Raw genomic sequence first — 18,858 nt, forward strand, 5'->3', positions numbered from 1 at the left:
CGCGGCTGCGGAACTCCGAGGGCATCGGTCAGTGCGGCAGCGCGTACAGCAGCGGGGGGATGACGGCGATCAGGATCGCGGCGACCAGGATCGCGGCGCGGATCGCCGGATGCGTCGGCGAGGGTTCGACCAGGCGGCTCACCCGGGCGAGCACGGGGCTGGCCGCCGTGGCCTCCGGGGCGAACGGCCTGCTGCTGGACGGGACGGACCCGGCGTGCCCGGCCGGCTGCGCCTTTCCGACCGCGGCCAGCGCACCGGACGGTGCCGCCGCGGGCCGCGCGGCTGCGAAGCGGAGCAGTGCGGTCGCGAGCTCACGTGGCGGCCGGTGCCTGCGGGCCCGGTCGTCGGCGGTCATCTCGATGAGCAGTTCGACCGCGTCGAGGGACCGGCTGACCAGCCCGAAGCGCGGGAAGACCTGGCGCAGTGAGGAGAAGGGCAGCAGTACGAGATCGTGGCGTTCGCGCGCGTGTGCCCGCTCATGCTCCAGCACCGCGGCGAGTTCGGCCTCGTCGAGCAGCCGCATGGTGCCGGCGCTGACGACGACCTTGGCCGAACGCATCCCCGGCACGCAGTACGCCGCGGCCGCGGGGTGGTCGAGGACCAGGGTGCCGTCCGGTTCGCCGCGGGCCACCAGGGCCAGCAGCGCGCGGTGGCGGCGCCGGGCCCGTACGACACGGAAGACGGCGAAGAGCAGCATCGCGGGCAGCACGGCGGCAAGGCTGAGCGCGCACAGCAGCGAGGTGAGCTGCAACAAGCCCAGGCGTGTTCCCGAATCCCCGGCCAGCCCGTGTAGGCCGCCGGCGATGCCGTCGCCGTAGGGCAGCAGCCCGACGCTGAGGAGTGTGCCGATCGTGGCGATTCCCCAGGCCAGGCCGAGGGCCTGCCAGAGAGCGATCGCGGTGCGCGGCGTGCGCCAAGGCCACCGGGCGCGGGACAGCACATGCGCCCCGACGACGGTGCCGGCCGCGATGGTCGCGAGCAGGGCCGCCCCGATCATCCTGGAGACTCCTTACGGGTGAGGTCCTCCAGCGCCCGGCGGAGCACCTCGGCCTCGTTGCCGGAGACCGACTGGGCGAAGCGTGCGAGTGCCGCGTCTCGGTCGCCGGTCAGTTCGAGCGCACCGAGCATGAGCTCGGTGACGTACGCCTCGCGGCTGGCCGCCGTGCGATAGCGCCATGCCCGGCCGTCCCGGGTACGGCGCAGAAAGCCCTTCTTCGCCAACCGGTCGAGGACCGTCATCACCGTCGTGTAGGCCAGGTCGCGACCGGCGAGGGCACGGCCCACCTCACGGGCGGTCGCCGGCTGGCCGCCCGCGTCTTCGTGTGCCCAGAGGACTTCCATGACCGCACGTTCAAGCTCTCCCAAACCCTTCACGGCTCCCAGCTTAACCGGGCTCGGCAATCTGGGTCGACAGGCAGTAGTACGACTGTCAGTAGTACTACGAGCCGTAGTAGTACGATCATCCCATGGACCTCCTCGCCGTGGGCGCCTCCCCGGCCGACTTCGCCGCGGCCCGCACGCAGATGGCCTTCACCCTCGGATTCCACATCGTCCTGGCCAGTATCGGCATCGGCCTGCCCGCGCTCATGCTCCTCGCGGACTGGCGCGCCCTGCGCACCGGCGACGCGGTCTATCGCGAACTCGCGCACCGCTGGGCCAAGGCCACGGGCGTGCTGTTCGCGGTGGGCGCCGTCTCCGGCACCGTGCTCTCGTTCGAGATGGGCACCCTGTGGCCCCGCTTCATGGACACCTACGGGCAGGTGTTCGGCGTGGCCTTCGCCCTCGAGGGCATCGCCTTCTTCATAGAGGCCATCTTCATCGGCATCTACCTGTACGGGCGCGACCGGCTGCCGCCGAGGGTCCACCTGCTGACCGGTGTACCGATCGTCCTGGCCGGCCTGCTCTCGGCCTTCTTCGTGGTGACCGTCAACGCGTGGATGAACCAGCCGCGCGGCTTCCGGCTGGTCGACGGCCGGGTCATCGACGTACGCCCGCTCGCCGCGATGTTCAACCCCGCGACCCCGCCGCAGGCGGCGCACTTGATCCTCGCCTCGCTCATGGTGTGCTCGTTCATCGTGGCGTCGGTGTACGCCGTCGCGCTGCTCCGGGACCGGCGGCGCGGAGTCACCGACCGTTACCACCGGCTCGGCTTCGCGATCCCGTTCACGCTGGGCGCCGTACTGACCCCGCTGCAGGTGATCGTCGGTGACTGGGCGGTCCGGTTCGTCGCCGACCGCCAGCCGATCAAGTTCGCCGCGATGGAGGGCATCGAGCACACCGAGGCCGGTGTGCCCTTGAAGATCGGTGTCTTCGAGATACCGAACGCGCTGTCCATCGCGCTCCGCTTCGATCCGGACGCCACGTTGCGCGGGCTCGACGCCTGGCCCGTGGAGGACCGGCCGCCGGACGCGATCGTCCACCTCGCCTACCAACTCATGATCGGTATCGGGGTGGCCCTGCTCGCGCTCGCCTTCTGGTGGGCCTGGACCCACCGGCACCTCATCCGCGCGCGACGCGGCCGTCCCGGCGGGCGGTCGCCGGTGCGCTGGTCCCCATGGCTGCTGCGCGCCGCGACCCTCGCCGGCGTGGGAGCCGCCATCGCCATGGAGGCCGGCTGGACCGTCACCGAGGTCGGGCGGCAGCCGTGGATCGTGTACGGCGTCATGCGCACCACCGAGGCGGTCAACCCCGCACCCGGGCTCCGGTTCGGCCTGTACGTCGTGCTGGTCGTGTACGCCGCCCTCGCCGCCGCCACCATCAGCGTCCTGCTCCGTATGCGCCGCCCCGCGGCCGCCCCGGCGGAGCCGGACGGCGAGGACGGTGAGAGGCCATGAGTCACGCGGATGTCGCCCTCGGGCTCGTGCTGGTCGGGTTGTCGGCGTACCTGCTGTTCGGCGGGGCGGACTTCGGTGCGGGCTTCTGGCATCTGCTCGCCCGCCGCCGTGCGCGGGCGACTGCGCGGTCGCGAGTGGACCGGGCGGCCGGATCACCGGGCCTTGTTGAGTCGTGGCGTGTCGGGGTTCACGGGCACCTGGAAGCCCCGACACGCCACGAGTCGACGTCGTACATGGACCGGGGTGATCCCGCCATCGTCCGCGCCGAGGCCGAGCAGGAGGTGATCGAGCACGCGATGGGCCCCGTGTGGGAGGCGAACCACGTCTGGTTGATCTTCGTGATGGTCATGACATGGACCGCGTTTCCGCCGATCTTCGCCGCCGTCATGAGCGAGTACTGGGTGCCCCTCTCGCTGGCCGCGCTCGGCATCGTCGTCCGCGGCAGTGCCTTCGTCTTCGCGAAGGCACTGCCCCAGACCGGGTGGTACGCCTGGGCGTTCGGCGTCTCGTCGCTGCTCACCCCGTACTGCATGGGGGCCGTCGCCGGTGCGATCGCGGCCGGTGGGACGGGCTGGCTGAGCCCGTCGGGTGTGTACGCCGGCCTGCTCTGCACTGGGCTCTGCGGCTATCTCGCCGCCGTCTACCTCACCGCGGACGCCCGCCGGCTGGCCGGGCGCGAGGTGACGGAACGGTTCCGGCGAGGCGCGCTCGCCGCCGGCGTGGCCGTCGGTCTGCTCGCGCTGCCGGGGACCGCGTTCTTCGATGTGAGCTCGCCGCTCATCGCGCTCTCCGCCATCGCCGGCCTGGTGTCGCTGGCACTGCTGGTCCTGCGCCGCTACCTGGCCGTACGGGTGAGCGCGGCGCTCGCGGCGGTCTCGGTCCTGTGGGGCGCCTGTGGGCTCAGCGGCCTCGACTTCGAGGGCGCGGCCGCGCACGACGCCGCGCTGGGGGTGGTGTTCTGGGCGCTCGGACTCGGCGCCATCGTGCTCGTACCCTCACTGACCTGGCTCTACGTACTCTTCCAGCGGGCCGAAGAGGCGCGCTGAGACGGGGGACGACGCGAACCGATCCGGCCGGCCGGGTGAGCACCCGAACTGCGCCGATGGGGCCGGTTCGCGTCATCCCCCCTCGCAGGTGCGAGATCGCGGGAGAGATCTCGTCACCAGGTGGCGACGTCGGTCCGCTTCCCCGGCTCCTCGACCAGTTCACTGACCTTGCCGTCGTCGATCCGCTCGAACCTGCCGGGGCCCCTCACCAGCAGATGGCGGCCGGAGCGGTCCACCGCGAGCAGCCCGTCGACCGGCTGGTCTGTGCGCCAGACCTTGAGCACCTCGGCATCGGACCGTCCGACGGTGGCCCTGATCAACGCGTAGGCCGCCATCGTGCCCATGCTCGATGGAGCCGTCGCGAAGCGGGACTGCGCGACCACCGCGAGGACGGTCCTGCCGTCGGGAGCGAGCATCATGCCGTTGACGTCGCCCCACTGCGCCGTGGGGACCATCACGACCCTGCTGGCCGAGAGGAGGTCGCCTCCGGGTGCGGTGGTGTCGAGCGCGCGGAGTTCGATGTGCGGCCGTGCGGATCGGCGCGCGGGCATCTTGTAGGTCCGAAAGCCGATGGTTCGTCCATCGGCCGTCCAGGACGGTTCGCTCAACTCCAGTTCCGCGGCGCTCACCCAGTCGCGTCTCTCCCCGGTCGCCACCGAGAGCACCGAGATCTTGCTGTTCTTGAAGGTGGGAGCCCTCTGCCCGGCGATGCAGGGGCGCTCCACGAACGCCAGCCGGGTCCCGGACGACGATACGGCCAGGGAGAGGATCTCCCGTCTCGTGACCTTGCCGTTCGTGACCGGGGCGAACTCCCGGATGGCGCCGCTCTCGTCGATCTTCAGCCTGCGTATCTCGCCACCGCACCGCATCCGGTTGAGGACGCTGACGAAGAACGTCCGGCCGTCCCCGGCGGCGGTCACGCTGCCGAAAGCCGCCGTTCCCTTCTGCTGTGCGATCTCGCGGTCCAGCACCCGGCCCGTCCGCGCGTCGCGAACCTGGAGTTCGGCCCTGTCCTGCGGGCCGGCGGCGAGATGGATCGACACGATGAATTTCGGGCTCACCGCGGCGGCGAACGGTTCGGCGCGCTCCTCGGATCCAGGCCCGTTCAAGGTCATGGTCACGCCGATCACCAGGGCGAACAGGGCAGCCGCGGCGGTCAGCTGGGCGCCGCTGGAGGCGGCCGCTACAAAGGCGTGGCCCCGGACGCTGAGATGGCCGCGGGCAAGGTATGCGACGACAGAGGGCAGTGTCAGGACTCCGCAGTCCTCGCGGGAATGGAATGGGCCGCGACCGAGGTCGATGCCAAGGTCGTCAACATGAGTCTCGGCGGGACGGACTTCCCGGGGATCGATCCGCTGGAGCAGGCCGTCGATACGCTCACCGAACGGACCGGGGCGCTCTTCGTGATCTCCGCGCGCAACAGCGGGCGTGGAACGCCGCCGGGTGTGTCGAGTCCGGGCAGCGCGGACGCCGCGCTCGCCGTCGGCGCGGTGGATAGGAGCGACATGCTCGCCGGGTTCTCCAGCACCGGCCCACGCGTGGGCGATCATGCGGTGAAACCCGACCTCACCGCGCCCGGGGTCCAGATCACCGCCGCCGCGAACGGCACGGCCGAGAGTCCGTACGCCGTCAAGAGCGGCACGTCGATGGCGGCACCGCACGTGGCGGGCGCGGCGGCGATCCTCGCTCAGCGGGACCCTGGGTGGGGGGCGGCGCAGATCAAGGCCGCGTTGATGAACGCCGCGGAGCCGGCGAGCGGCTCGAGCGTCTACCAGCAGGGCGCCGGCCGCCTGGAGGTCGCACGGGCGGTCGAGCAGACCGTGACGACGACCGAGGCGAACCTGTCCACCTATCTGCGGTATCCGAGCCGTGACGCGGTGAAACGCCCGGTCACCTACCACAACGCCGGTACGGAACCGGTGACGTTGAAGCTGGAGGTCAACGCGGCGGAGAACGGCGGAGGCACGGCGCCAGAGGCACTGTTTGCGCTGAGTGCTCAGACCGTGACCGTTCCGGCGGGTGGCAGCGCCGCCGCGGACATCACCGTCGATCCCACTGTTCACCGCCGTACGCCGCGGCCGCAGCCGGCATCCCGCGATCCAAGCCTGCCGGCAAGCCCTCCATCAGGCAGTCAGCACACAGGCAATGCCGCAGACGACAGCGTCGCGGATGGGCCGATTCCTCTACCATGGCAACCATGACCGAGCTCCCGGCTGATGACCAGTACGAGGTGATTCATCTCGGCGGTGAGGCCGCTGTCGTTGTTCCGTTGGAGGAGTACCGGCGCCTGCGGGAGTTGGAGCGGCGGGCGCGGCTTAGTGAGCAGGCCGACGCGGACGAGGCCGCGGCTCTGGCCGAGTACAGGGCGCAACAGGAGGCGGGCACGGTTGCGGCCGTTTCACAGGCTGAGGTGCGGCGCCGGTTCGGGCTCATGGCTCGGTGAGTTACGCAATCACCTGGAGCGAGCGAGCCACTTCTACCGGGTCTCGGTACCTCGCCGACGACGCCGCGGGTCTGGCCCAGGTCTTGGATGCCACCGACATGCTGGCCGACGACCCACGCCCGGTCGGGTCGTTCCCGTACGGCAGTGAGGACCTGCGGCGTAGCCACGTCGGTCGTTACCGGGTTCTGTACGAGATCTACCCGGCCGAGCAGGCGATCATGATTCTGCATGTTGGACGCATCGCCTGATTGAAGCGTGCCGGTACGCGTTCAGACCTCGTCCACATCCGTGTGTCCGGCGCATTCGGTGACGGTCTTGTAGCCGTCGGGGACGGTGGCGCGTTCCACTGGGCGAACTGTGGCGGTGCCCAGCGCGCGGCCGGACACGGGTTTTCGTGTCCGGCCGCGCGCGATGACAGATCAGGCGAAGCGCCGGATGTGTCGACGTGCGGTACAGGTCAGTTGTTGGTCGCTGCGCCGAACGTGGTTGCACCACCGACGATCGGCAGCGTCACGGTGCTCTTCGTCGAGTCGACGGAGAGCTGTGCGCCGGGCTTCGGCCGGATCGTGTAGTCGTAGTCGCTCGACAGCAGCACGATGCCGACCTGGTGGCCTGCGGCGAAGACATAGTCGTGTGGCTGCATGTCGACGTCGATGCGGTACGGGGTGCCGGGCTTGACCGGTTCGGTCTTCCAGATCGACGTGCGGTTCTGCGGGTCCGTCCAGCCTCGAGTGATGATCTTGGCCTTGCCGTTCTGGTCATAGTCGACGAGCAGCGCGGTGACGTTCGCGGCCGGCCGGTCGAACGACATCCGCAGTTTCAGGTGTGGCGTGCCGCTGAACCGGACCGGGGCGGCCAGCTTCGCTGACTTGTAGGCCAGGCGGTTCGGCGAGGTGACCGCATCCGCGAGGGTCTGCGCCGGTTTCGTCGCGTCGTCGACGATCGTCTCGGTCACCGGCTCGCCCAGGCGGGTCCTGTCGAGGGTGAGGTCGCCCGCGGTGCCGTCCACGCTGGGCGCGAGGTTGAGCGTGGTGTCCGCCGAAGCCGGGTCGGGCCACTCGGGGTATGCCACCAGTGTCCTGTCCTCGCGCTGAACCAACGCCCGGGGGTCGGTTTCCACGCCGTTCTCGACACCGAACAGGTACCGGGTGAACCAACGGTTGAGCACGTCGAGGCTGGGTGAACCGCCGTGTCCACCCTGGTGCAGGTAGATCTTGTGCGGAACGCCGCGTGCCTTGAGCGCCTTGTACCACTGCGCGGCGTGCTTGGTCTTGACGTTCCAGTCGTTGAGCCCGTGCGCGACCAGAACCGCGGCGTGGACCTTGCCGACGTCATTCATGTAGTTGCGTTCGTCCCAGAAGCCGCTGTAGTCGCCGGTGACCCGGTCCTGCTCCTGCGCGAGCTGTTCGATGACTTTTCTGCAGATTTGCTTGTCCGCGCGGGTGTAGACGTATTCCGCCAGCACGTCGGTGTCCTCGCCCTGGTAGCCGCCTGGGGCGGCCACAGCGCCGTTCGCGCGGTAGTAGTCGTACCAGCTTGAAATCGCCGAAATCGGCACGATGGCCTCGAGGCCCTCGACACCCGTGCTGGCGACCGCGTTCGGCAGGGTGCCGTTGTACGACGTGCCGATCATGCCGACCTTGCCGGTCGTCCACGTCGCCTTGACTTCCTTGCCGCCCGCGTCGTACGCGTTCGCACGGCCGTTCAGCCAGTCGACGACCACCTTCGCGCCGATGGTCTCGTTGCGTCCGCCGGTGGTCGGGCAGCCGTCGGACTTGCCGCTGCCCAGCGACTCGGCGTGGACCACCGCGAAACCCCGCGGCAGCCAGTTGGCCTCGTGCCTGGTGCTGATGGCGGGCTGCGGGCCGGTTTGCTCAGCGGCTTCGCCGCGGCCCGCGACAGCCAGCCGCTCGTCGGTCATCGGATCCGTGACCGATCCACCGCGATTCAACCAGCCCTTGCCCGGGCGGAGCGCCTGATGGAGTTCGTGGTCGACGTCGTGGTTCGTGATCGGGTTGCCGCCCGCGTAGTAGGGGCTGGCCTCATAGACGACGGGTGACTTCAACCCGGCGGTCTCGGTCTCCTTGAGCCGGGTGACCTCGGCGTGCACCCGGTCGTTCTTACCGTCCCCGTCGCTGTCGATCGGGGTGTCGATCCACATCTCCTCGCGGATCCAGTCGGCCGCATTCGCGGAGAACACCGGCTGAGCCATTCCGTCTTTGAAGACCGGTTCGACCTGCGGGCCGGCCGGACTCGCAAGGGCGGAGGGGGCCGCGAGCCCGGTGAACGTCATCGCCATGGCGATGCTCACAACCGTGGCAGCGCGGCGGTTTTGCCCTGGACGGCTCCGATAGTGGCGGGGGAAAGACATCAACAAGCCTTCCTCAGATTGTGCGGGGCGATACGGCATCCACTGCGGCATCCGACCGCCGCAGGGGGCATCCGCACGATAAGGGCCGGCGCCTTCAGCTGTCTTCGGACGGACATAAAGGACCTAAGCGTGATTTTTTAGCACAAGTTGGACTACGACGGAGGTCAAGCAAGGGCTACGGAAGGCAGGTGGCGGCCTGTACCGCTTCGGCCGCCGCAGCGGCGCGGCTGCGGCGCGGGCCTCCATCGCGGCGAACTGGGCTTCTAGTAGCTCAGGGGTATGGCCCTTCAAACCTTGCTGCGCGGCACGCGCGAGGTGCAGGGCCTCGCGGTGCTCACCGAGGTAGTTGGCCTGGTGGCACATGGCCGACAGGGTGCTGGCCCCGAGCATCCGATCTACGGCGTGGTGGGCTAGCGCCAATGCCTGCACGAAGTATCGGCGGCCAAGGCCGTGCATTGCCCCCGCAGTAACTGTGTCCCGCTCAGGTGATGTTGCGTTCCTCAGTGCAGCGGTAGCCATGTCGAGTGTGTCAACTCGCGGTGCTGGTGTCTCGTTCATCGTGCTGCGGCGAGTCGAGAAGCGCGGCGTTGCGGACGGATCGCCGGGCCGACCTCGCCGCCACGCTCACCAATGAACCAGTTGTTCGGCCCAGTGCCTCCGAGCGGTCAGAGGCATTGATCGGTTGGAGGTCCCGATCGACGGGCGCCCGATACCGTGCCGTCTATGATCCAGAACGACGGAGCGCAGGTCGTCGGGCAGACTGCTGCGGCGATCGAGGCGTTCCTGGCCGGCCGGACGGATGGTTCTCGCAGAGTGACCCTGCGCCCGCTCTCCAGCCGTGATCAGAGCGAGTTTCTTGAGCTGGTGGGCACCAGCGTCGACCTGCACCGCCCGTGGATGTCCCTGCCCTTCACTCCGCAGGAGTTCCAGGCTTATCTCACGCGTTATGAGCAGCCCGATGAGGAGTCGTTGCTGATCTGCGTGCGTGACACCGGTGCCATCGCCGGCATGGTCAACATCAACAGCATCATCCGTGGACGCTTCCAATGCGGCTCTCTCGCCTATGCGGCCTTCCCCCCCGCTGCCGGTCAGGGCTATATGTCCGAAGGGCTCGACCTGGTGGTGCGCTATGCCTTCGAGCAGTTGCGGCTCCACCGGCTGGAAGCCCAGATTCAGCCTGAGAATCATGCCTCGTTGAATCTGGTCCGACGCATCGGCTTCCGCAAAGAGGGTTACTCGCCTGAGTTCCTGTTCGTCGACGGTGCGTGGCGAGGCCACGAACGGTGGGCCATCACCAGTTCCATGATCGAGATCGCCCCCACCGACCCGCATCCCACGTTGCCCGAACGCTGAGGTGCTTCAGCTTCGTTGGTGAGCCGCCATCCAGACGTTGGTGGGTCTGAACCGTCCCGGGTCTGGTGGAGAGCCGTGGGGCCGGCTTGGGTTGACAACAGCCAGGAACGGACCGCTCAGCACGGACCAAACAACGAGCCTTCCGGCCGCAGCTCGCGAACGACCGCGGGCCGGGGTTGACCTTTGCGCAATCGTTGGTCTTGGCGTAGAAGCCAGTGCAGGTCACCCCAGACTCAGCAGCGAGAGTCTTCAGGGCACAGCGTCCGCCCGGCGGGATCTCGCCCCGTAGCGGCCGGTCCATCGTGGCTCGGATCGCTTGCTCATTACGAGCCCTGGTCTCATCAGAGAGCCGTCCCATGCTCAATCCCCTTCATCCGGCGCTGGCGGGTTGGTGTTGGCTGCGTCGATTTCGGTGACGACTTGCTGTGCTCGGGCGACCTCGGCTTCCAGACGGCTGCGTTCGGTCTTCTGACCGCGGCTGAGACCGGCGACGAAGACCTTGCCGTTGTCGGCGGCCTCAGCCCAGACCGGCCGGTGGCAAGGGTGGTGGGTGGCCTGGGGGCAGCGCGCTGAGTCGCACATCCCGATCGGCCGCGATGGCGTTCCATCTCTCGTCACTCATGTACTAGAGACACCAGCGGGCCTCCCGGGGTTGACCGCCGACCTGGGCGAATTCGCGATGACGTTCGCGGGTGATGCTTCTGGCTTTCTTCTGGGCGCAAGCAAGTGACCCCCGCGCTGCGGGTTTCGCGACATCCGAGTCAGCGGGCGGCGAGGGCCCGTTCGAAAGCGGCGTAGACGTCCGGAGTGAACAGGACGAAACGCACGTCGTGGACGCCGGTCGGGGTGGACCGGACCGTGCTGACGGCTATCCGCGCGGCGTCGTCGACCGGCCACCCGTAGATCCCGGCCGACACGGCGGGAAAGGCCACCGACCCGGCACCCAGTTCGTCGGCCACCCGCAACGACTCGCGATAGCAGGAGGCCAGCAGCTCCGAGCGGTCCTCGGACTCGGCGTAGACAGGGCCCACCGTATGGATCACCCATCGGGCGGGTAGTTCGCCCGCCGTGGTCGCCACAGCCTGGCCGGTCGGCAGCCCCTTTCCGTAGTGGGATGCCCGCAGCTTCCGGCAGGCCGCCAGGATCGCCGGTCCGCCGCGTCGGTGAATGGCGCCGTCGACTCCGCCACCGCCCAGCAACGAGGAGTTCGCCGCGTTGACCACGGCGTCCACTTGCTGCTCGGTGATGTCCCCCTGAACGAGCTTGATCTCCACAGCACTGTGACCTTCCGTGATGGCCGCGATCGACGGCCGGTGCTCGCCACGCATCCTGCCAGGTCCGGGACCGCGCGCCTTCCGTTCTTCAGGCGGCGTCCGACGGGGCGCGGCCGGATCCAGGGGGACCGGCGAAGGCCTGGGCGATGTCCAGCCAGCGGTCGGCGTTTTCTCCGGTCACCGTGAGGTCCAGGTCGGCGCGGTGCCGCCGCTGGGTCACCAGCAGGCAGAAGTCGAGCGCGGGCCCGGTCACCGACTGGGCGGCGTCCGCAGGGCCCCATGTCCAGGAGTCGCCGGAGGGTGCGGTGAGGCCTACCCGGAACTCCTCCCGGGGAGGGGTGAGACCCCGGATGTGGAACGCGAAATCCCGGGTGCGCACCCCGATATGGGCGACGTGCCGCAGCCGCTCCGTGGGCTCGCGTTTCACTCCGAGCGCGTCGGCGACGTCCTGGCCATGCGCCCAGGTCTCCATGAGTCGCGCGGTGACCATCGACGGCGCGCGCATCGGCGGTCCGAACCACGGAAGCCTGGTGCCGCCGGGAACGGCGGTCAGCGCCTCGGCCAGCCTCAGCCGCCCGGCCCGCCAGCGCAGCAACAGCCGGCCCGGCTCTTCGCCGGCTCCCTCCTCCGCACCCGCGTCCACGTACTCCTGTGGACTCGCGGTGGCTTCGGAGAGCATGGCGGCGAAGGCGTCCGGATCGGTCGCCGCGGTGATCGCCAGCCGGTCGGTCCACGCGAGGTGCGACACCTGGTGCGCTATCGTCCAGCCCTCGGCCGGAGTCGCGAGCGCCCACTGATCGGCGTCGAGCGGCGCGACGAGCCCGTCGAGGTGCTCGCTCTCCGCGTTCAGCGCCGCGAGCAGCGGCCGGATGTCGGTCATGAGATCCCCTTGTCGGTGTCGCCGGCGCCGGTGCCGGAGGCGTGGGTGCAGGGCGAGGCGCCGGTGCCGCCGGCGGCGGTCAGGACCGCGCGGGCCGCCGCGTAGTCGGCCTTGCCGTTGGGCAGCCGTAGCCCTCGCGCGGTGCGCAGGAACGCCTTGGGCAGCTTGTAGCGGGCGAGATGCGCTGCGCAGGCCGAGCGAAGCTCGTCGTCGGTACGTTCGGCCGACAGCCGGACGACCGCGACGACCTCCTGGCCCCAGCGTTCGCTCGGGCGGCCGACGACGAGGGCGTCGGTCACGCCCGGCACGCCGCGCAGTACGTTCTCGACCTCCTCGGCGAACACCTTCTCGCCGCCGGTGTTGATCGTGGTGGCCTCCCTTCCGTACACCACGACGGTGCCGTCGGCCAGCAGCCGGGCACGGTCCCCGGCGACGGCGAACCGTCGCCCGCCGACGGTGATGAAGGTGGCGGCCGTCTTCTCCGGGTCGCCGAGATAACCCAGCGGGATCGTGCCGGTCTTGGCCAGCCAGCCGAGCTCCTCCTCACCCGGGGCCAGGGCACGGGTGCGGTCGGCGCTGAGCACGGCCGTTCCCGGCGCGGGAGTGAAGGGGCGGTCGTCCGAGCCGTTTCGGGCGACCTGGAAACCGGTCTCCGTCGACCCGAGGACATCGGTGATCCGTACGGCCGGCAGGGCGGAGGCCAGCCGCCGCTTGATCCGCGGACTGATCGCGGCACCCGAATTGAGGATCTCCCGCAGCTCCGAGAGGTCGTGGCGGCCGGCCCCGCGATCGAGCTCGTCGGCGATCGGCCGGGCGAACGCGTCGCCCACGATGGTCACCCGGGTCACCCGCTCGCGGGAGGCGACACTGAGCAGGTCGCCGGCGTCCAGCCGGTCGACCCGATCCGGGATCACGACAGTGGCGCCGGCGCGCCATCCGCCGAGAGCCGACCACGTTCCGGTGCCGTGCATGAGCGGCGGCGCGATCAGTACGCGACGCCGGGAGGTCACAGCGGGTTCGAGGGCCTCCGCCAGATCCGTGATCGGGGTGCCGTCCCGCCGCCGCAGCCCCAGCGGCCCGCTCAGCAGGTCGCCGATGCGCCACAGGACGCCCTTGGGCATTCCGGTCGTGCCACCGGTGTAGAGGATGTGCAGGTCATCGGGGCTCGGCTGGACGTCCAGCGGCTCGGGCGAGGCCGCGGCAAGTGCCTGGTCATAGTCGAGGGCTTCGGGCAGGAGTTCGGCGCCGGACTCGTCGGGGACCTGCAGCAGCAACGCGGGCCGATCGAACCGATCGAGGATCCGGCGCAGCGTCCGCGCGAAGCGGGCGTGATAGACGATCGCGGCCGGCCGGGCGTCGGTGAAGAGGTGGGCGAGCTCGTCGTCGACGTACCGGTAGTTGACGTTGAACGGCGCGACCCTCGCCTTGTGCGCGGCGAGCAGGCCCTCCAGGTACTCCGGCCCGTTGTGCAGATAGAGGGCGAGATGGTCGTGGCCGGACGCCCACGGTGCGCCGGTCCCGCCCCGTGGCCCGAGCCCGTGAGCGTGCAGCACCCGAGCCAGCCGGCGGGTCCGATCGGTGACGTCGTGCCAGGTCAGCCGCCTGTCCCGCCATACCAGGCACTCCCGGTCGGGTACGGCGGCCGCGATCGCCTCATGCAGCGTCGCCAGATCGAGTCGAGGCAATGGATCTCCTCATCGGGACGAAGAGAATGTAACCGAATGTGAATCGGTTTCCCAGTACGTACCCGCCTAGCGCGTCCGGCCCGTGGAATCTCCTGCCTGGTCCGGACTCCGGCCCGCGGAGGGCACTGTGCGCGTGCGGAAGCGCTCCAGCTCGCGGCCGAGGTGTTCCGGGGTATGCGCCTCGATCAACCGGTCGCCGGCCAATGCCCACCAATGGCCGGTCGCCTGGCCGAACCACAGCGGTACGGCGGGGAACCGCTGCTCGAGCAGTGCCAGCGCCACCTCAGGCGCTATCGCGGGAAGCGGAGGAGGGGGGGCACCCGCGACCGCGGACTCCGCCTCGTTCCCCGCACTTCCGCAATGGCGCCCGTGATGGCCGCTCACCGCTTCGGCCGCGGTATGAACGGGCCGGGGCCAGGCGGCAGAGACGTCAGCCGTACGAGGAATCGCCTGAGCCGTGGTCGGCCGGACGGTGGCGCGGCGGCGCGCGTTCGAGGCTCCCCGGGGGCCGGGAACCCGTCACGTTCGCGCCGCCGCGCCGGTTCGAGGGGGTCGTACGGCCCGGCACCGTTGCTCCGGCGGTCGATACCAGGCCGTACGACGTCGCCCGGGCCTTCCCCTGTCCCGGACGTCAGAGCGGGTACGGCGGCCATGCCCATACGGGCCTCCGCCGTACCGCTTGCACTGGTCACCGCCGCGGACGGCGGGTGATGCGGGTCGCCCCACGAGATGCCCACGTCAGACCCGCGTGCTCTCGATGTCGCGCTGACCTACGAGCGCGTCACGCAGTTCGTCGGCGGTGTCCCCGGCGACCGTGTGCGCGAGACCGGCCCGCATCTCCTCGGTGGTGAGGACGCGATCGCGTCGGGTCGCCCACCAGGTACCGGCCTCGCCCGTCGCCGTCCGCGCCCGCCACACATGCCAGCCGGGGAAGTCGTCCTGAAGCCGTTCGAGAGAGACGCGGTCATCGACAGTCACGAGGCGATCACTCCTAGTTGCGGCGATGGGGCGTGGGTCGGTGCGGACGATGAGGAGTCGGGGATGCGCCCATGGTGGCGGATGCTCGACAAAATATCAATACTCTTTTTTAGTCGAGATGTTTTGGTGTCTGAGTGTTGATGCGGCGGTGATGTCCTACGATCTCCTCACTGCCAGTGATGATTCGGAGACGCCAATGTCCAGCCCTCGTCGTAGTCCGACGCTTCGACGGCGACGCCTCTCGGCAGAGCTGCGAAGGCTTCGGCGAGATTGCGGCCTTACGGCACTCGATGTGACGGATCGGTTGAACTGGGCCGCTGGGAAACTGACGCGGATGGAGCGTGGGGAGTGGGTGCGGCCTAACCCGAGGGATGTGCAGGACCTGCTGGACGTCTACGGTGTTACCGATCAGCACCAGCGTGAACAGCTCATGGCATGGGCGCGTGAGGGACGCGAGCGTGGATGGTGGCATCCATATCGCGACATGCTGTCGGAGTCCTACACGACATTCATAGGGCTGGAGGCCGAGACTGCCACCGAGCGCACGTTCGAGCTCGCGGTGATCCCGGGGATTCTGCAGACGGCCGACTACGCACGCGCTCTGATGAGTCGAGGTCCCGCGGAGATCTCCGCGGCCGAGATCGATCACCGCGTGGAGATCCGGATGGCTCGTCAGCAGATCCTGACCGGAGAGGATCCGCTACGCCTGTGGGCGGTGATCGACGAAGCGGCCTTGCAGCGTCCGGCAGGTGGTGATGTGGTGATGCGTGCGCAGATGCAGCACCTCATCAAGGTCGCGGAGTTGCCCAAGGTGACTCTTCAGGTCATCCCCTTCAGCAGCGGTACTCATCCAGGGACCAAGGGACCGTTCACCATCCTTGAGTTCAGGGAACGGCAGGATCCAGATGCCGTTTACGTCGAGAACGTCGCAGGCGAGCTGTTCATTGAGGAGCCGGAGGAAGTGGATTCATTCCGAATCGCTTTCGAGCGGCTGACGGCAGTCGCCAAGAGTCCCGAGGATACGATCGCGACGATTGCCGGACTTGCACGGCAATGACCGTCCCCTCGAGCAGAAAGCGATGTGGCTCATGTTCCGACACGGTGAACGGGCGCATGCGCAGTGGCGTAGGAGCCGTCGCAGCCAGGAGCAGGGAGCGTGCGTTGAGCTCGCGGAACTGCCCGGTGTGATCGCCGTTCGTGATTCCAAGAACCCTGAGGGTCCCGTGCTCGTGTTCGATGCCGACGTCTGGCGGGTGTTCCACGCCCGGATGGTTGCGGGCGGGCACGACCTCTGACAAGTGCACGACGGTGGCGGCACGGTTTCACGGGGCCACGGCGGACCAGGGGAGGGTGACCTCACCGAGCCGCCACCGGGTGCGGCCGCCGGCGGGCGGCCGGGTGATCACCGGCCAGGAGCGGGCGAGGGCCTCTACCGAGGCGAGCCAGCGCTGCCGGGGCCCGAACACCGACTGGGCGGCGGACGCGGCCCAGCAGCGGTCGAAGTCGGTCAGCAGCGCGTGTACGCCCTCGCCGGGTACGTTCCGGTGGATCAGCGTCTTGGGCAGCCGCTCGGCCAGCTCCGACGGGCGGGGCAATGACGGGAGATGCGCCGAGAACGTGATGGTGCGCGGCCCTTCGCGGCCGAGCGCCACCCATCTGGTCCGGACTCCGGCCCGCGGAGGACGCCGTGCGCGCGCGGAAGCGCTCCAGCTTGCGGCCGAGGTGTTCCGGGGTGCGCGCCTCGATCAACCGGTCGCCGGCCGATGCCCACCAGTTCCTGCCCGTAACATAGGGCAGCCGCCTGGTGATCTTTGATTTGTGACGATCAACGATCTTGGGGCGACCGCTGCCGCCACCGTAGAGGCTGAGGCGGTTGGCGGCCATCTTGATGACCTGATGGCCGCGATGGCCGGATATTTCCGCCACCAACGAGCCCGCCTTGCCCGTCGATAACCAGATCACGATCTCGGACTGCCGTAGTAGGCGGTGGACCCAACGATTCCCGAGAGCAGCACGTCCCGTTCACTCGCTGGTGGTAGATGTAACTCTTTGTGACCATATGGCGCGCGCCAAAGTGCATTAACTGCAAGCCTTAATCGTTGAATTGGGCCTCCGAAACATGCGATACCTATAGGTAAGACACCGTTTACTTCGCATTTACCGGTAAGCGTGCAAAATGCCGTCCCAAATTTCATGATCACTGGTGGAGTACTGCCCGCTGGCCGGTGTGCGCCGGTCCGAAGAGAAGGAGTGGGATGAGCGTTCGTACTCGACTGGGGATGTTCGGCGCGTGCGCCGTGGCCGCCATGGGACTCACAGTCGGCATGGCGGGACCCGCCTCGGCGGCCAATGTGAGTATTCAGGTGTTCAGCGCCTCGGGGCTCTTGCTGGGGAACGGCGGCTTCACCGTGGGCGCGGACGGCGGCACCGTCTGGGCAGAGGACAACTACTGCGACGGTGACAACGGCATCATCGTCGAAGCCTCCGTCCGTCGGGACGGCGTTTATCGGGTGAGTGGGCTGGCGAGCGTCCGCGGATGCGGCAGCATCAACCGCAATAACCTCGCCGACAACAACCCACGGCCCGTGTGGGGCGAGGAGATGCGGATCCGGGCGTGCGGCATCACGGCCGACGGCACCTGGAAGCACTGCAGGACCACGTACACCACCAACAACTGAACCACCGGAACACCAGGGCAAGCCGACGACTAGCGGAAGCCATGCGGTGTGACGCATGCGGAGGGCCCTCCACGTGATCCAGTGGGTCAAGCCATGAGTTCGCTGACCTGTGGGGCTTCGTCGGCCGAACGTGACGGCCCCCACCGGAGCGAGAGCGCTTCGGTGGGGGCGCCTCCTAGCGCGTCGGCGGGTGGGACATCGTTGGGGCTGGTCGGTGGCGGCGTGGTGCTGGCGGTGGTCGTGCGGCCCGGGCGGCGGTGACGGCGCAGGCAGCCAGGGCGGCCATGTGGACATGTTCGTCCGCGGCCTGCTGGCCGACTTGCCCCGCAAGAACTGCTGGACGATTGCTGAGTGGGCCGGTGAGGCTGGTTCTGCTCGTGAGAGTTGACGTTGCTTGCCGGGTGACCGCGGTCCTGTTCCGGTGAAGTCGTTGTTCGTGAGTTTTGACCGCACAGTGTGGCTTACGGTGACGGTCGCGGGGATACCGGCCGGCGGGTTCGCGTTTGGGGTCGGTCGTACTCGGTGCGTGCCGACTCGGAGGTGTTCCGGCTAGGTTGATCGCGCCCGTCCAACCCCGAGAGGAGTTCGCCGGCTTCATGGCTTCCATCCGCCACGAGATCCTGATCGACGCGTCCCCCGAGCACATCTGGGACGTGCTGCGCGATGTCGGCGCCGTGCACGAACGCCTGCTTCCCGGCCGTGTCACGAGCACCCGGATTGATGGTGACCAGCGGTTCCTGACCTTTCCCGACGGGCATGTGATCCGCGAGCTGATCGTTGCCATCGATGACGGGGCCCGCCGCCTCGCCTACGCCGTCGTCGAGGGTGCGCGACCGCCGCTTGAACACCACCACGCCTCGTTCGAGGTCCGTCCGGAGGACGACAAGAGGGGCCGGCTGATCTGGACCACCGATGTGCTGCCGCACGCATTGGCCGCCGAGATCCGCATTCGCGTCGAACGCGGCGCGTGGGAGATGAAGCAGGCGATCGAGGCCACAGCACACGGCTGAGCCGCCGGATCTAATGCATAGGCACCGGCGCGAGGAAGATCAGTGCTCACCCCATGGACCCAATCGGCCGTATGCCCGGTATGCCGCCTTGCGAGGCGCGCCAGATCACCCGGTGACGGCGGCCTCGACAGGCTGAGCACCTCTGCACCTTTACCTGTACCCGACGGCCTATTCGGGTGTGACGATGTGCCATGTGCCTGATGGTGTGATCCAGATCAGGAGGCCTGGCCATGGTTGTTGGAGTTTCCAGCCAGAATGTTGGTCTGGGTCGGCCCCGGGCGCGTTGCCTGGATTTCTCCGGGCTTG

At 68.8% G+C, this 18,858-nt stretch carries 21 protein-coding genes; 10 read left to right on the plus strand and 11 right to left on the minus strand.

The features are described 5' to 3' along the window. Nucleotides 1-28: 28 nt before the first annotated feature. Both HKK74_RS36950 and HKK74_RS36955 read right to left on the minus strand, forming a co-directional pair. Entirely contained in the window at nucleotides 29-997 is a 969-nt protein-coding gene (locus HKK74_RS36950; protein WP_187248087.1) for a M56 family metallopeptidase, read from the minus strand. Then, nucleotides 994-1,374, minus strand: coding sequence for a BlaI/MecI/CopY family transcriptional regulator (locus HKK74_RS36955; protein WP_187248088.1), 381 nt, complete (start codon nucleotides 1,372-1,374; stop codon nucleotides 994-996). Before HKK74_RS36955 ends, HKK74_RS36950 begins: the two co-directional genes overlap by 4 nt. 92 nt (nucleotides 1,375-1,466) lie before the next feature. Here HKK74_RS36955 and HKK74_RS36960 point away from each other — a divergent pair, with 92 nt between their 5' ends. Beyond that, nucleotides 1,467-2,834, plus strand: coding sequence for a cytochrome ubiquinol oxidase subunit I (locus tag HKK74_RS36960; RefSeq protein WP_187248089.1), 1,368 nt, complete (start codon nucleotides 1,467-1,469; stop codon nucleotides 2,832-2,834). Then, on the plus strand, nucleotides 2,831-3,880 hold the full coding sequence (locus tag HKK74_RS36970; RefSeq protein WP_246492359.1) for a cytochrome d ubiquinol oxidase subunit II: 1,050 nt from the start codon (nucleotides 2,831-2,833) through the stop codon (nucleotides 3,878-3,880). Before HKK74_RS36960 ends, HKK74_RS36970 begins: the two co-directional genes overlap by 4 nt. Nucleotides 3,881-3,993: 113 nt before the next feature. Here the strand turns inward: HKK74_RS36970 and HKK74_RS36975 are convergent, their stop codons facing one another. After that, entirely contained in the window at nucleotides 3,994-5,001 is a 1,008-nt protein-coding gene (locus HKK74_RS36975) for a hypothetical protein (protein WP_187248106.1), read from the minus strand. Between HKK74_RS36975 and HKK74_RS36980 the strand changes: the two genes are divergently transcribed. Genes HKK74_RS36980 through HKK74_RS40610 form a run of 3 tightly spaced genes read left to right on the plus strand, consistent with a single transcriptional unit; the run spans nucleotide 4,912 to nucleotide 6,571 of the window. After that, nucleotides 4,912-6,081 carry a S8 family serine peptidase gene (locus tag HKK74_RS36980; protein WP_281398202.1) on the plus strand — a complete coding sequence of 390 codons (1,170 nt, stop codon included), beginning with the start codon at nucleotides 4,912-4,914 and terminating at the stop codon, nucleotides 6,079-6,081. The two genes, HKK74_RS36975 and HKK74_RS36980, sit on opposite strands and share 90 nt — an antisense overlap. After that, entirely contained in the window at nucleotides 6,078-6,323 is a 246-nt protein-coding gene (locus HKK74_RS36985; RefSeq protein ID WP_187248090.1) for a hypothetical protein, read from the plus strand. The genes HKK74_RS36980 and HKK74_RS36985 overlap by 4 nt, the downstream gene beginning before the upstream one ends. Next, nucleotides 6,320-6,571, plus strand: coding sequence for a type II toxin-antitoxin system RelE family toxin (locus HKK74_RS40610; RefSeq protein WP_187248091.1), 252 nt, complete (start codon nucleotides 6,320-6,322; stop codon nucleotides 6,569-6,571). The genes HKK74_RS36985 and HKK74_RS40610 overlap by 4 nt, the downstream gene beginning before the upstream one ends. A gap of 209 nt (nucleotides 6,572-6,780) precedes the next feature. Here HKK74_RS40610 and HKK74_RS36995 read toward each other — a convergent pair whose 3' ends face one another. After that, complete coding sequence (locus HKK74_RS36995) at nucleotides 6,781-8,622, minus strand: Xaa-Pro dipeptidyl-peptidase (protein WP_187248092.1); 1,842 nt, start codon at nucleotides 8,620-8,622, stop codon at nucleotides 6,781-6,783. 795 nt (nucleotides 8,623-9,417) lie between these two features. Here HKK74_RS36995 and HKK74_RS37000 point away from each other — a divergent pair. Next, entirely contained in the window at nucleotides 9,418-10,047 is a 630-nt protein-coding gene (locus HKK74_RS37000; RefSeq protein ID WP_187248093.1) for a GNAT family N-acetyltransferase, read from the plus strand. A gap of 360 nt (nucleotides 10,048-10,407) precedes the next feature. Here HKK74_RS37000 and HKK74_RS37005 read toward each other — a convergent pair whose 3' ends face one another. From HKK74_RS37005 to HKK74_RS37030, 6 genes are all read right to left on the minus strand, one after another. Continuing rightward, entirely contained in the window at nucleotides 10,408-10,665 is a 258-nt protein-coding gene (locus HKK74_RS37005) for a hypothetical protein (RefSeq protein WP_187248094.1), read from the minus strand. Between the two features lie 143 nt (nucleotides 10,666-10,808). Beyond that, nucleotides 10,809-11,321 (minus strand): O-acetyl-ADP-ribose deacetylase, encoded by a 513-nt coding sequence (locus HKK74_RS37010; RefSeq protein ID WP_312882161.1) that lies wholly within the window; start codon nucleotides 11,319-11,321, stop codon nucleotides 10,809-10,811. A gap of 88 nt (nucleotides 11,322-11,409) precedes the next feature. Continuing rightward, nucleotides 11,410-12,201 carry a TIGR03084 family metal-binding protein gene (locus tag HKK74_RS37015; protein WP_187248096.1) on the minus strand — a complete coding sequence of 264 codons (792 nt, stop codon included), beginning with the start codon at nucleotides 12,199-12,201 and terminating at the stop codon, nucleotides 11,410-11,412. Then, the gene (locus HKK74_RS37020; RefSeq protein WP_187248097.1) at nucleotides 12,198-13,886 is read right to left on the minus strand and encodes an AMP-binding protein; all 1,689 of its coding nucleotides are present in this window, start codon (nucleotides 13,884-13,886) and stop codon (nucleotides 12,198-12,200) included. Before HKK74_RS37020 ends, HKK74_RS37015 begins: the two co-directional genes overlap by 4 nt. Nucleotides 13,887-13,952: 66 nt before the next feature. Continuing rightward, a complete protein-coding gene (locus tag HKK74_RS37025) occupies nucleotides 13,953-14,168 on the minus strand; it encodes a hypothetical protein (protein ID WP_187248098.1) in 216 nt (71 codons plus the stop codon). Between the two features lie 456 nt (nucleotides 14,169-14,624). Further along, nucleotides 14,625-14,864 carry a hypothetical protein gene (locus HKK74_RS37030; protein WP_187248099.1) on the minus strand — a complete coding sequence of 80 codons (240 nt, stop codon included), beginning with the start codon at nucleotides 14,862-14,864 and terminating at the stop codon, nucleotides 14,625-14,627. Nucleotides 14,865-15,060: 196 nt separating this feature from the next. Here HKK74_RS37030 and HKK74_RS37035 point away from each other — a divergent pair, with 196 nt between their 5' ends. Next, complete coding sequence (locus tag HKK74_RS37035; RefSeq protein ID WP_187248105.1) at nucleotides 15,061-15,921, plus strand: helix-turn-helix domain-containing protein; 861 nt, start codon at nucleotides 15,061-15,063, stop codon at nucleotides 15,919-15,921. Between the two features lie 31 nt (nucleotides 15,922-15,952). Next, nucleotides 15,953-16,159, plus strand: a complete 207-nt coding sequence (locus HKK74_RS37040) for a DUF397 domain-containing protein (protein ID WP_187248100.1) — start codon at nucleotides 15,953-15,955, stop codon at nucleotides 16,157-16,159. Between the two features lie 27 nt (nucleotides 16,160-16,186). Here the strand turns inward: HKK74_RS37040 and HKK74_RS37045 are convergent, their stop codons facing one another. Then, a complete protein-coding gene (locus HKK74_RS37045) occupies nucleotides 16,187-16,516 on the minus strand; it encodes a hypothetical protein (protein WP_246492360.1) in 330 nt (109 codons plus the stop codon). Between the two features lie 603 nt (nucleotides 16,517-17,119). On the opposite strand from HKK74_RS37045, the gene HKK74_RS37050 reads away from it, so the two are divergent. Both HKK74_RS37050 and HKK74_RS37055 read left to right on the plus strand, forming a co-directional pair. Beyond that, on the plus strand, nucleotides 17,120-17,542 hold the full coding sequence (locus HKK74_RS37050) for a hypothetical protein (protein ID WP_187248101.1): 423 nt from the start codon (nucleotides 17,120-17,122) through the stop codon (nucleotides 17,540-17,542). A 596-nt stretch (nucleotides 17,543-18,138) separates the two neighbouring features. Beyond that, nucleotides 18,139-18,552: an SRPBCC family protein gene (locus tag HKK74_RS37055; RefSeq protein ID WP_187248102.1), complete on the plus strand. Its 414-nt coding sequence runs from the start codon at nucleotides 18,139-18,141 to the stop codon at nucleotides 18,550-18,552. Nucleotides 18,553-18,858 lie beyond the last annotated feature (306 nt).

It is taken from the genome of Actinomadura alba, from assembly GCF_014323705.1.
GTDB classification, from domain to species: domain Bacteria; phylum Actinomycetota; class Actinomycetes; order Streptosporangiales; family Streptosporangiaceae; genus Actinomadura_C; species Actinomadura_C alba.